Genomic DNA, 14,276 nt, shown 5'->3' on the forward strand with positions numbered 1-14,276 from the left:
TCATGATCAAAGTTTTAGTTGTTGATGATTCACCTTTAATTAGGAGAATTTTAACCGATGTTTTATGTGAGCCAGACGATATTGAAGTAGTTGGGTGTGCCGAAGATCCATATCAAGCGCGAGAAATGATAAAGCAGTTAAAGCCTGACGTTTTAACGTTGGATGTTGAAATGCCAAAAATGGATGGTATCAGTTTTTTAAAAAACTTAATGCGTTTACGGCCAATGCCAGTCGTTATGATCTCAACGTTAACTCAAAAAGGCTCACCCGTTACGCTAGAAGCGCTGGAGTTGGGGGCTGTTGATTTTATAGCCAAGCCGACTGTTAATGTCTCTGAGCAATTCAATCAGTATGCCGCAGTGCTGCAGCAAAAAGTGCGAACGGCTGCAAGTGCACGCGTGCGCCCGTTTAAAGCATCACATAATCAGTTGATAGAGCCAAGCTTAATGGCAAACTTTAACGTTTCTGCTATTTTGGCCATTGGTGCATCCACAGGTGGAACAGAAGCAATTAAAGAAGTATTGGTTCGGATGCCTAAGAACTGCCCTTCTATTGTTATAACACAACATATCCCGCCAGTATTTAGTAGCTCGTTTGCTCAACGAATGGATAGAACTTGCACTATTAACGTTAAAGAGGCTGAGCACGGAGATAAACTGGCGCCTGGGTGGGCATTTATTGCGCCAGGCGATAAACATTTAAGTGTTGTTAAGCGTGGTAGTCATTTGGTTTGTCAGTTGGATGAGTCAGCCGCAATTAATCGCCATCGGCCTGCAGTAGATGTGTTGTTTAACTCGCTCGTTAGTATACACCCTAAAAACACCATGGCAGCACTCCTAACAGGCATGGGTAATGATGGAGCGAAGGGTTTATTAACGCTTAAGCAAAATGGGGCCTATACAATTGCACAAGATGAGCTTACATCCGTGGTTTGGGGTATGCCTAAAGCGGCGATTGAATTAGGGGCTGCCAGTGATGTTTTACCGCTTGAGAAAGTAGCTGACTATCTATTGAAGAAAGCACAAAAACAGCCCAACTAAGTAGCCCTTGCTTTATTTAGTGGGTCACTATTAGTTACTGTGTGATCACCCATGGTTGGGAAAACCAGTAATAGCTCCCTTTATGAGCTTTCGATGGCGCGGTACAGTTAAATCGCGAACGCCCCAAATTTAACTTTTTAGGGGAGTGTACGGTAACCGTATCTTTTGTAATCCAATCAAGCTGTGCTTGCCCGATACCAGAAATGTAGCAGGCCAACTGGCTTTTATGAAAGTCACCCATTTCAAATTGAATACTGATGGTGGGTGGGTTTTCGTTCGTCACACTATCAGAGTATGTAAGAGTTTTAATGTTAAATGCGCGGGAGCTCAGTTTGGTTTTTAGTGTATCCAATTTGCTATAAAACCCCGATGCTGGAAAGCGAGGTAGGCGGGTAAAGTCAGAGTTTACGCCAATGGCTCCTGAGTGTTGGCCAATACCAATGAAACCAAGGCTTTTTACTAATTCTTGAAGCTGGTTATTGAACTCACCATAAGGATAAGCTAAGTATTTAAAATCATGACCAATTTCCTCTTTAATGCGCTTTTGCGAAAATAAAATATCGTCTTTAATTCGCGCTTTCCATTGTGCGTCGCTTTCACCACTTTGGCGTTGGTGGAGGTAATCGTGTTGTGAGCTATGATTGCTGATCAGCGCCCCTTTTTTGGCAAGCTCTCTAAGTTTATCCCAACCCATAACATAACCTTTGCCTTCATCAATCAATCTTGGATTTACAAAAATGGTATAGGGGTAATTAAATGCTTCAAGTATAGGAGCGGCTTGGTCATAATTGTTGTTGTAACCATCATCAAAGGTAATTGCGAGTGTTTTATCAGGTAAACTTTGGCCTTGTTGTAAAGAGTTTACTAATTCATTTAATGGAATAACATTAAAGTCATGTTGTTTAAGGTAGCTTAAATGCGCTTCAAAGTTTGTAGCACTGATGCTAGTAACTGCGGGCAGCGTTTCGCTAACATGATGATACTGTAGAATAATCGCGCTTTTTACAGAAAACGATAGGTAAAAAAGGATAGATAAAACACAGTGAAACAATTTATTAAAGTTCATAAAGCACACCATAAAAGCTTGTTGTTATTAGCGGGTCCGATGATCTTATCAAATATAACCGTGCCACTGTTAGGAATAGTTGATACAGCGGTCATTGGGCATTTAGGGAGTGCGCATTATCTTGCAGGTATAGCGCTGGGCGCTGCAGTCATTTCATTATTGTTTTGGCTGGCAGGCTTCTTAAGAATGAGTACCACAGGTTTGGTTGCTCAAGCGTATGGTAGGCAGGATAAAGTACTGCTGGCAAGTTTATTAAAGCGCAGTTTATTGCTAGCTCTTGTTGTTGCGTTTACTTTACTTGCAGCATCACCGTGGATAAAGGATTTAATTGCGTATTTATCAGGGTCCAGTGATGCTGTCCTGGAGCAGGCGTATATTTATTTTGATATTCGTATTTTTAGCGCGCCTGCTGCGTTATGTAATTTGGTTTTATTGGCGTGGATGTTGGGTGTGCATTATGGTCGAGGTCCTTTTTATTTATTGTTAGCAACTAATATTACCAATATTGTGCTCGATATTTATTTTGTTGTTTACTTAGATTGGCAAGTAGCTGGCGCGGCATGGGCTTCTGTAATTGCAGATTATACCGCGTTTATATTTGCTACTTTTTTGGTTTTAAAATTAGCAGCTAAAAAGTCGGTACCATTATTTTTTGGCGATTGGTTTAGTATTGCCAAAATGCTGGACTTGCTGAGCTTAAACCGTGATATTTTTATTCGCTCTCTTATTTTACAGTTGTGTTTTAGCTTTATGACCTTTTATGCGGCACGAATAGGCGATATCACCTTGGCTGCAAATGCTGTATTGCTTAACTTTTTAATGCTGGTTAGTTTTGCTCTTGACGGAGTTGCTTATGCAAGCGAAGCAAAGGTCGGACAGGCTAAGGGTCAAAATAGTGAGCGTAAAATACATTTGTGGGTTCGAGTTAGTTTATTTTGGGGAGCAATTTTTGCTTTGGTCTATAGTGTACTTTTTGCCTTATTAGGGAAGCAGATTATCGCCTTACTAACTGATGTACCTGAGGTTATAGCTACGGCCACGGTGTACTTGCCTTGGCTTATTGTGTTACCTGTAGCGGCAATGAGTTGTTTTTTATTTGATGGTGTATTTGTTGGGTTAACGCGAGCAAAAGACATGCGTAATAGTATGTTATTGTCAGCAAGCGTGGGCTTTGCGGGCGTGTTTTTTGTTTTTCATTCTTGGCAAAATCATGGTTTATGGCTAGCAATGACCTGCTTTATGCTCTTAAGGGGTATGACATTAATTATACGATATAGGCAGCTAAAAAAAATGGGGCGCTTACTTCACTAAGTATTCAATACGGGTAAATTTGCTTTAATCACGTTAAATTACGTGTGTAAACAAAAGGTTTCAGCTAAGCTTTACCTATATGGAATGAGTAGAGTAAAGGGTTTTTGATGCGGTTAAAGCTAGGGTTTTTACTTGGTGTATTAATCTTACTCAAATTAAGTAATGCCTTAGCGGCTTTTGAGCATTACACAATAGAAGATGGCTTGTCTCAAAGTATAGTGTTTAGCATAGAGCAAGATGAACTTGGTTTTATGTGGTTTGCAACACAAGATGGTTTAAACCGTTTTGATGGGAACCGTTTCGAAGTGTTTAAGGCCTCGGATAAAAATAGTAATTCGTTGGCAAACAATTACATTTACCCATTATCCCTAGATAATCAAAATCAGTTAGTTATTGGCACGCGCTATGGGGGGGTTAATCAGTTAAACTTATTTAATTACGCTTTTTCTACTCCTTTGTTAAATGAAAAGCGCATTACTGCACTACTCCTTTATGAAAAATGGCTGTTTGTTGGTACGTTTGACGGTGTTGTGTATCGTATAAACCGTGACTCATCAAAAATTGATACGCTCGTCGATAATCTAAAAAAGCCGATTTACGCACTTGAAAAAATAGATAATATTCTATGGATTGGCAGTAATGGTAGCGGTTTAACCCACTATGATTTACAAACCGACACCTTATTGCCAGCTATGTTAGAAGACATCTTTAAAGCTGAGCCTATCTATCCAAGTATTTATGCCATTAAGCAAGATGCTAATGCTCACGTATGGATTGCAACCCAAGGAGGCGGCGCTTATAAAATCGATTTAACAAAACGGATATTTACCAATTGGCGCCATGATGAACAAGATTTTGAGAGCATTTCAAGTAACCAAATCCGTGATATTGAATTCGATGAGCAAGGCCGAACTTGGTTTGCAACACGTGGTGGTGGTGTCAGTATTTATCACCAGCAAACACAGCGCTTCACTCATTTAAAACATGACCCTTTTGATCGCTACAGCTTAGCGCATAATCGTGTGTACAGTGTATTTAAAGATCAATCAGGTATTATGTGGTTTGGTACAGCGAATGGTATTAGCAAGTTAGATCCAGCCTCGTTGAGCTTTACTAAATTACGTAAACCAGCCCCTTTATCCAGTAATGATGCTTGGGCTCTTCATGAAGACTCTAAGCAGCGGCTATGGTATGGGAGTTGGGGGGCCGGTATTGATATCCTTGATAAAAACTTTAACCGTGTAGACCACCTAGATAAACATTCATCCCCAATAGCATTATCAAGCAACGCAATCAAAGTCATTACCCAAGATGGGTTAGGCAATACGTGGATTGGAACGTGGGAGCGCGGCATTAATGTTATCACCAAACAAGGTGAATTGATCGCATATCATGCAGAGGAGGGGAAGCATGGGTTGTATGAGAATAGTATCTATAGCTTATTAGCCGATAGTAACAACAATGTATGGGTGGGAACGAATGGTGGGGGCTTATTCAAATTTGATATTCAATCGCAAAAATTTATTAGCTACAGTAAGCCGCAACCCAATACAACTTTGCTCATAGATGCCCCAAGAGTGACCAGCCTTTATCACGGGCAAAATAATGAGCTTTGGATTGCGACAGATGGCTTTGGTGCTTATAAGTATAATACCGAGTTAGATTCCCTCTCCCATTTTACAAAGCGTCCTTCAGGCGAAGGGTTAAGCCACAATACAGTTCGAGCATTCTTACTACGTGATAACGGAGATATGTGGCTGGCAACCTCTAATGGGGTCAATATTATAAAAGCAGGCACAGGGCAAATTACACACATCGGGTTGGATGATGGCTTACCTAACCAAGTTGTATATGGTTTGGTTGCACAAGGCGAGGAATCGGTTTGGCTCAGTACTAACAATGGCCTTGCTAAAGTTAATAGCTCGACTGGCCTCATTAGGCACTTTAAAGCAAAAGATGGCATTCAAGGAAATGAGTTTAATGCAGGGGCGTATCTCAAAACGCGGCAAGGAAAAGTCATTTTTGGCGGAACACAAGGCCTAACCGTTTTTTCGTCCGATGAATACCAACCTCAACTACCTGCTAAACTAGCATTAACCAAGCTAAAGTTTGATGACCAGCCTCTAAGCAACAGCATGGGTAGCCAATTAGGTATGCATTATGAGGTTGAGAAAAATCGTCAACTGGAGATCCCTCACTCAGTAAAACGTATTTCGCTTGCCGTTAATCTTTTGCACTTCTCAGAACCTAAAACCAATGTCTATCGCTATCGATTAATTGGCTTTGAACAACAATGGCGTTCAGCGAAAGGAGCAAGTCTTTCGATTGATTATACAAATTTACCGGCAGGAAATTATCAGCTTGTTGTTGAAGCAAATTCACATTTAGGTGGGAAAGCACTCGCTCCGTTGATGTTAAACCTACATGTACTTACTCCGTGGTGGCAAAGCTCATTGGCTTATTTTATTTATTGCCTCTTGTGTGCAATATTTGTTTGGATATGTATTAGTCTATGGACACAGCGATTACGTAATCAAAAGAGTGAACTAGAGCGTTGCGTGGTATTGAGAACCCAAGAGATTGAGTCGCAAAAGTCAGTGATTGAAAAGCAAGCTACTGCGCTTGGGCACACGTTAGAAAGCAAAGTTCGCTTCTTTACTCATGCATCCCATGAACTACGAACCCCGCTTAGCTTGCTTGTTGCACCAACACAGGCATTGTTAACGAATGAGAGTAACCCTAATAAAAGAGCTAATCTGGATTTAATTTTGCGCAATTCACGACGGCTCGAGGGATTAGTAGATAAGTTACTTACGTTAACGCACTTTGATCAAAGCAATGATGAAGAACTAAAAACTATTTCATTGTCGGCAATAGCCAGAGAGGTTGCTGAGCAGTTTAGTGTGTTAGGTGAGCAAGATATTGTGTTCGAATATGATATTGAAGAAGCTCTTTATATCCACGCTAGCAGAGAAGGGTTAATCACAATATTTAATAACCTGCTAAGTAATGCATTCAAATTTACTACACAAGGCAGAGTTGAGTTAAAGGTTTATGCTTTGCAGCAACAGGCAGTAATAGAGTTTAAAGACACTGGACGGGGTATTGCTGAGGTGGAAGCCAGTAAAGTCTATGATTTGTTCTACCGAACAGCAGGCAATACAAATGTAGAAGGCAGCGGTGTAGGCTTATCTATTGTTAAAAAGCTCGTAGATAAATACGCTGGACAAATTGAGCTACAAAGTACATTGCTCAAAGGCACTCAATTTAGTGTTAAATTCGCTCTGGTTTGTGCTCCTAAGCAATTGCAAAGTCAACATAATCTTCAAATCAAAACTAAGCAACATCTTAACGAAGATGATTTGGCAACCGTGTTAGTTGCTGAAGATAATGATGAATTAAGGCATTACCTTTACAATGAGTTAGCTGCTAAATATCAGGTGCTGATGGCCAGTAATGGTAAAGTTGCGATGGAATTAATGCAAAAGCATGTACCTGATTTATTAATTACAGATTTGATGATGCCAAAAATGGACGGATTTGCTCTATTAAAAGAAGCGCATAACTGTCGTATTACTTGCCATATTCCGGCTATTATTTTAACCGCTAAAGGCGATCACGAAAGCCGCTTAAAAGGACTTAATCATTTTGCGCTCGATGTCATTACTAAGCCTTTTGACCGTGATGAGCTATTGGTTAAAGTCGATAATTGGATTGCATGGAAAAATACATATCATCAACATACTCCACATGAGATTCAAGCTGAATCAACAAAAAGTGGTACGGTGAATCGAGATCCCAAAGACACACAATTATTAGTTAATTTAAATGCGTTTCTAGATCTACATTACTCGGATACGCAGCTGACGGTGCCACGTTGCGCAAAAGAGTTAGCGCTTAGTGAACGTCAATTTCAGCGAAAATTGAAAGTGCTTATTAACCTTTCCCCAACTGAGTTCATCCGAGATTTTCGTCTTACTAAGGCTGCAGACTTATTACTGCAGGGTCGGCAGATAAATTTAGTAATAGAAGATGTCGGTTTTACCTCGCGTTCTTATTTTTCTAAGGCCTTTAAAGCTAAATATGGGATGACAGCAAAGGAATATCAGTTATCTAATTAGTTGAAAGTTATTACTTTGTCGTGTGAGGAGACAAATTGGTCGGATATGGACGCTGTTTTTTTTGCGTCTTGCGGTATGCTTTATTCATCCTTTTTAGCATGTAACTCCCTTCGCTTTAATGGGTCTGACACTTACATATAGTAAATATGTATAAATCATCGAATTTCTCTCCTTAAGTGGAGGCTGGAGAGTAGGCTAGCCTCTGCTATTTTTCTTTTATTGCTTTGCCAATACCTGATTAGAATATTTCATATCACAAGTGTTTCACGCCTCTATCATATTGAAAATTATAAACTTGTCGGGAATGAGTACAAATTGGTCGCATATGTAGTCACCGTGTTTAGTAAGTTAAACTAGAATCATCCCAGTTACTTTTTGTAGAAAAGGTGCTCCAAAAATTGATACCTGAGTAATGGAATAGCGGCTCAATTGCATAAGTGGATTTGCCAATTAATTTTGCAAAAGATGTATCTCGTCATTCTATTTTCATTTATTGATTTATTCATTTGGCTTATCTGTGTCGTGTAATCAGTTTTATTGATTTACATAGGGCCAGCAACAGGGAAAAAGGAAATAAAATGAGTGTATCAAATAGGCTTCATCGTTCGAGTGTTTTGGCACTATTGACGAGTGCTTTTATTATCACAGGTTGTGGCGGCGGAGGCGGCGATAGTGGCGACTCCACGCCCCCAGCTATAAGTAATAACAGCCCAACTGTGAGTATTTCTGGTGACGCAGAAGTTAACGAGGGAAAAGAGTTGTCCTTGACCGCTGTTGCCAGCGACAGTGATGGCAGTATCACAAGCTACGCATGGCAAGCCATTTCAGGGCCTACAGTCACGTTAGCAGGTAGTGATAGTGAAAATGTTAGCTTTACTGCGCCTAATATCGAAGAAGATACCGATTTAGTACTTGAAGTGACGGTGACGGATAATGAAGGTGCGACCAAAAGTGCTCAAATCACGGTTAATATAAAGCGTGAAGTGCTCAGTGTGACTATTACAGGAATTGTCACAGATGAGCCTATTGTCTCTTCAAATATAGCTGTTCAAGTGGGTGATGACCTTTTTGAAGTCACCGCCGATGAAACGGGTCAATACACAGTGAAAGTTGAAGTGGATGACTCGTTTGCTAATAAGCTTGTAAGGTTAGTGGCACTGGGGAACAACGCTATCAACCCAGAAGTTGAATTTGTATCGCAGTTAAAGTCAGTTGCAACCTTAATTACACAAGCAGGTGATGATGCGACTTTGACAAAAAATGAAAACTTCGGCGTGAACATCACCAATGTGAGTACAGCTGAATATGCTTTGGTTAAACGCGATAATGGCGATGTGCAAGACGAAGCTTCACTTTCAAATGCGTTGTTAGCTGTTGATGCAAATGAAAAGCTATTACTAGCATCTTTAATTAAAATTATAGTAGATGATGAAAACTATACCCTCCCTGAAGGCGTGGATTCAACATTGGCGTTAGTGTCTAATTCAAACGATATTGACAACTTCGTGAACACTGTTGAGAGTCAAGACCCTGACTTAATCGAGGCCACTAAAAAAGCGATTAAAGACGATGATGACCTGATTGACAAAACCATTGGTGATGTAACCGGTGAATTCATTTTGACAATGCCACAATCTTACCGCGCAGCTGCGGCGCAATTACATCTTCTTGATGAGGAAAAGGGCTACATTAGTTTTACTGGTTTTGATACAAACTTTACGTGGCAACAAACTGGGCCCTCGATAAGCATGGTACTTGATGAGGCCGCTTTAGAGAGCTGCGCCATGATGATGGATGAGAATAATCAGCAGCAGGAGAGTTGTCAGTACCTAGTAGAGTTAGGTATGACCATACTCCTTGAGAACGATGTGAATAAAACCGTTGAACTTTACAGAAAGTTTGAAAGACGCTGGAGCAGCACAGGTGATGTTCACGATTCATATGAAGGCACAACCAACTTTAGTTTAATTGAAAAGCAACAGACGATAGCCATTACGGCCGATAAACTACTAGGCACCTGGGTTGTTGATGGTGCAAGTGAATTTCAAGGTTTAAGAAGTGCCGTATCATTTGATTTACTTGCTGGCGGTGCGGGAACGCTCAGAGATAATGATAAAGCACCTGTTAGTATCACTTGGCAAATAATTGATAATCGCTTAGTGATTACCAACACCAATGAAGAGGCCGTGTTTGATTATGAGTTTTGGTTGATCAAGGATGTTCAAGTAGGGTATCAATTTGTGTCATCACTAAACGCCAAAGCAGATGAATCAACACGTACTTCATCTGGCTTAATGATCAAAGATAATCAATTAGCATTTAGTGCAAACGAATTGCTGGGCAAATGGACAATCTATCGGGGATACAACGCGCCACAGACTGATTTACATTACGATGTGTATGCTGATGGCTTAATGAACTTTAATTTGAACCAAGATTATCGTTCGTGGCAAATCGGCAGTGAGGGTGAGTTTTTACGTTATAACTACTTCACTGATAACGGTGTTCAACCAGTGTGTCCTGAAGGCCAAACCTGCCAAGTATACAGCGAGTTTTCACAACGTTTATTGGCAACAGCCAATGACCAAAACTTTACCTATCGTAAATACAGGTTCTTTAATTTTGATGGTTCAGAAAGGCCGCAAAATTACTCCTCCCATCTTCGTAATTTCTCAGTTGCAAATGGTGAGTATGGTGTTACACGTTTTGCACCCTATTGGATTCAAGAGAACCCAGGCTTTGATGAGAACGGATACCCAACCAATGTAAATTATATCGAACTGTTTACGCCTAATAGCAAAGGGGTAGAAACAATAACTATTGCGACAAACTATGACTCGCAAGGCGAGCCTAGTAGTTACACAATTAGCTTTACTAACTCAGGTGTTTCGCAGTCGTACGATTATAGTTTAGCTTCTGGGAAACTTTTATTTAGTGATCAACAAATCGAAATAAAGGACTTTGATCGCAACTTCCTCACTGTGTGTATTTATGCTCAGGGCGAAGTCTGTAATGAAGCAAATACACAAGCTTGGTACTTTGATGAAGCAATGGCAGCCGAAAATGTACAAACTGTTCGTCCTCAACCTACACACCCGCTCGATGGTGCATGGCAGTTGGCCGATGAACCTGATGTAGTGCTGGTTTTGCGTGATGGCAAGTGGATTCAAATTCAATCAATAGCGGTAGAAGGTGAGACTGACGCTTTTCCTGGCTATGAAATAGGTGATTTTACTTGGAATGAAGCAACAGGAGATCTTACTGTTAATTTAACTGAAGACACTAATGGGGCATTTGGCTATGACAGCGACGAGCCATTAAAAATTACGGTTAATGCAGATGAGCTGATTTTTTCAGTAGAAGGTGAAGGGGATTATAGGTTTACCCGTATTTATGACCCAAGTAAGCCTCATGTAGGTGCTTACTTTAGTGGTTCAATTACCAATAATGACTTTTTCTTAGCAGTGTTTAAAGGAGATGGTTATTTCACTGAATTTGATCATGAGGTTGGTTTTACACCAGCAATTAATGCGGGTACTTACACTTATACTGCAGATCCGTCTGGCGATCCTGAACTGTTAAGTGTCACCTTGGATTACTACCTTAATCAGATGCAAGCTGATGAGCCAGAGGAAATTGAACCTTATGTTGTGATTAAGGGTGAGGGTAATAGATTGGTGTGGCTTGATGGTAATGACTTTGGTGTGGACCAGCGAGTAACTAACGTCGTAGAACCAATAGAGTTTAGCGCAGCAGATATTATTGGTGATTATGTATTTAGTTTTATGGAGCAAGGTACTACTACTGAACGTGCGATTGAAGTTCGCAGCGATGGAACCGCTAGCTTTGATTTAGATGGTACAGTTCGAGAGGGAGCCTGGTCACTTGAATTAGGGAGTTTAAAGTTAATAAGCCCTGAGTCGGCAACGCAAGATACGACCTTTGGTATGATTATTACTCCTAGCTCTGTAATAGCGAACGGCTATGCTGTGGCAGCCTTTAGCGTCACAGTACCGGGTAATCATCCTGATAAGGAGGATCCAAGCCTGCATATTAGTGTAATGGGTAGCTTTATAAAACAATAGCATTTGACGGAGCCTAACGGCTCCGTTTTATTTTAAGGATTAAGAAAATGTATAAAATCTTATTGGTTATATTTTTGGTCGCACTTACAGGCTGTGAAACAGTTGAGTCTGTGCAGCAGGATGTCAGTGCGTTTAGTGATAATCTGTTTTCCAGCTCAGGCAGTGAAGAGGATATCGTTAATGCATATGAAAAAGCACAGGAAGCTTATTCAGAGGCAAACAAGGTAAGAAAGCAAACTTCTTCACTAAATGCACAACAGCGAAGCTTGTGGGCTGAGCTTGAAAGTGATTATAAAAAACTGGTTGCAAACCCTGATTCAGCAGCTGATAAAGAATCAATTTTTTCTGATGGCACATTGGCTGAAAATATCATGACGCAAAGCCTTGAGTTTATCGAATTGACGGCAAAAGCAGATTAATTATTAAGATTGCTTAAAAGTGGCTGATGATTGTGTTAAAACAATCGCCTAGTTTACTTTTTAGCGACAACTATGACTGAACTTTACCACTGGTTTGATTTAATTGGCGTTGCCGTATTTGCAGTATCAGGCACGTTGATTGCGTACGATAAAAAAATGGATGGCTTTGGTGTTTTTGTACTCGCTACTGTTACGGCTATTGGTGGGGGAACAGTGCGTGATTTGATCTTGGATGTGCCGGTATTTTGGCTGCACGATCAAAGTTATTTTATTGCTATTTTTGCCGCAGTATTTATTACAGCTAGATTGATCAACAAGCAAAAATCGATACCGCTTTACCACTTACAAATTGCAGATGCATTTGGGTTAGCATTTTTCGCTGTAATGGGGACGCAAAAAGCGCTACTCGCAGGCATGCCTGCGACCACTGCGATTATTATGGGAATTATCACAGGTTGTTTTGGCGGTATGATACGCGATGTATTAGCAGGTAATATCCCGATGTTGTTAAAAGGTGAGCTTTACGCCATTACGTGTATTGCTGGTGGGTTAGTTTACACTCAGAGTGTTTCACTGAATGCGATGACTGAAATTGCGATGGTTTTAGCAATGCTAACAACCTTATTATTACGTCTTGCAGCAATGAAATGGCAACTTACACTACATATTTTTAAATATCCTGACTAGACTGTAATAAAAAGTACATTACAGGGACAATGGATGTGTCGTTAGCTCGTATTTATTCTCGTGCGCAGGTAGGAATTCAAGCGCCAGAGGTGATGGTTGAAGTTCACTTAGGTAATGGTCTGCCAGCATTTCATATCGTAGGTTTGCCAGAAGCCTCTGTCAAAGAATCAAAAGACAGAGTAAGAAGTGCGCTGGAAAACTCCCAATTTGGCTTTCCAGATCAAAGAATTACCGTTAACCTTGCGCCTGCAGATTTACCAAAAGATGGAGGTCGCTTTGATTTAGCCATTGCTGTGGGTATTTTGGTAGCCTCAGGACAAGTGGTTTGTAATGAATTAGAGCGCTATGAGTTTTATGGTGAGCTTGCGTTAAATGGCGAAGTAAGAGGTGTGAATGCTATTTTACCGTCGGTATTGGCTGCTAAGGAGCAAGGGCGTTGTTGTTTTCTGCCTGCTGTAAATGACAGTTTAGCCAGCTTAGTGAATGGCGTGTCTCGTAAAGCGGTCAACTCAATACAAGATGTGTGGAATGATTTGTTGAATCAGCAACCATTGCCACTGAACATTGAGTATGAAGAGCGTGTTCACTGCACGCATTTTATTCACGATTTAAGTGATGTTAAAGGTCAGCCTGGTGCTAAAAGGGTATTGGAAATAGCGGCCGCCGGGGGTCATAATTTACTTTTTTTAGGGCCACCTGGCACAGGTAAGTCAATGCTTGCTCAGCGTATGCCCACAATTATGCCAAGTATGTCTGATGAAGAAGCCCTTTCTAGTGCCGCGTTGTACTCTATTATTGGTCAATCAATCGACTTAACTAATTGGCGGAAAAGGCCGTTTCGCAGTCCTCATCATACCTGTTCAGCTGTAGCCCTAGTTGGGGGTTCTTCAAATCCTAAACCGGGTGAGATATCTCTGGCTCATAATGGTGTACTATTTTTAGATGAGTTGCCAGAATTTGAACGAAAAGTATTGGATTCACTGCGCGAGCCAATGGAAACCGGCACGGTTACTATTTCGAGGGCTGCGCGGCAAATGGAGTTTCCTGCACAGTTTCAGCTTATTGCTGCTTTGAACCCAAGCCCTACAGGATGCCATAATGATAAGCGAGCAACCCCAGATCAAGTTATGCGCTATTTATCACGAGTGTCAGGACCTTTTATTGATCGGATTGATTTACAAATAGAACTACCACGGTTGAGTAGCAATCAGTTACAAAGTACAGCGCCCGAAGAAAGTAGTGCACAGGTAAGGGCGCGGGTTGAAGCAGCATATGACATCCAGTTGAATAGACAAGGTAAAGTAAATGCACGGCTTAATAATAAAGAAATGAGTAAATTCTGCGAATTAGCACCCGCGGAGTTACAGTTTTTAGCTAAAGCCAGTGAAAAGCTGTCATTGTCACCACGCTCTTATCATCGGGTAATAAAAGTTGCGCGCACAATTAGTGATTTAAAAGGCAAGGAAAATATAGGATTAGCGCAATTAAAGGAGGCGCTTAATTATCGCGCCTTTGAGCGTTTGATTTCGCAGTTAACACAGTATTAG

Annotated in this window: 8 protein-coding genes; 7 read left to right on the forward strand and 1 reads right to left on the reverse strand. The window is 40.8% G+C overall.

Annotated elements, in window-relative coordinates; genetic code table 11:
- Nucleotides 1–2 precede the first annotated feature (2 nt).
- Nucleotides 3–1,040, forward strand: coding sequence for a protein-glutamate methylesterase/protein-glutamine glutaminase (locus ACFI4Z_RS11025; RefSeq protein ID WP_462670640.1), 1,038 nt, complete (start codon nt 3–5; stop codon nt 1,038–1,040).
- A gap of 34 nt (nt 1,041–1,074) precedes the next feature.
- Here the strand turns inward: ACFI4Z_RS11025 and ACFI4Z_RS11030 are convergent, their stop codons facing one another.
- Nucleotides 1,075–2,106: a polysaccharide deacetylase family protein gene (locus tag ACFI4Z_RS11030; RefSeq protein ID WP_462670641.1), complete on the reverse strand. Its 1,032-nt coding sequence runs from the start codon at nt 2,104–2,106 to the stop codon at nt 1,075–1,077.
- Between ACFI4Z_RS11030 and dinF the strand changes: the two genes are divergently transcribed.
- The 6 genes from dinF to ACFI4Z_RS11060 all read left to right on the forward strand — a co-directional run bounded on the left by dinF (nt 2,083) and on the right by ACFI4Z_RS11060 (nt 14,276).
- On the forward strand, nt 2,083–3,417 hold the full coding sequence (gene dinF, locus ACFI4Z_RS11035; RefSeq protein WP_462670642.1) for an MATE family efflux transporter DinF: 1,335 nt from the start codon (nt 2,083–2,085) through the stop codon (nt 3,415–3,417). The two genes, ACFI4Z_RS11030 and dinF, sit on opposite strands and share 24 nt — an antisense overlap.
- A 107-nt stretch (nt 3,418–3,524) precedes the next feature.
- Entirely contained in the window at nt 3,525–7,538 is a 4,014-nt protein-coding gene (locus ACFI4Z_RS11040; RefSeq protein ID WP_462670643.1) for a hybrid sensor histidine kinase/response regulator transcription factor, read from the forward strand.
- Between the two features lie 578 nt (nt 7,539–8,116).
- On the forward strand, nt 8,117–11,623 hold the full coding sequence (locus tag ACFI4Z_RS11045) for a PKD domain-containing protein (protein ID WP_462670644.1): 3,507 nt from the start codon (nt 8,117–8,119) through the stop codon (nt 11,621–11,623).
- Nucleotides 11,624–11,670: 47 nt separating this feature from the next.
- On the forward strand, nt 11,671–12,042 hold the full coding sequence (locus ACFI4Z_RS11050; protein ID WP_462670645.1) for a hypothetical protein: 372 nt from the start codon (nt 11,671–11,673) through the stop codon (nt 12,040–12,042).
- 72 nt (nt 12,043–12,114) lie between these two features.
- Nucleotides 12,115–12,729 carry a trimeric intracellular cation channel family protein gene (locus ACFI4Z_RS11055; protein WP_099295550.1) on the forward strand — a complete coding sequence of 205 codons (615 nt, stop codon included), beginning with the start codon at nt 12,115–12,117 and terminating at the stop codon, nt 12,727–12,729.
- Between the two features lie 35 nt (nt 12,730–12,764).
- Complete coding sequence (locus ACFI4Z_RS11060) at nt 12,765–14,276, forward strand: YifB family Mg chelatase-like AAA ATPase (protein WP_462670646.1); 1,512 nt, start codon at nt 12,765–12,767, stop codon at nt 14,274–14,276.

The organism is Pseudoalteromonas sp. RWi3 (assembly GCF_054960735.1).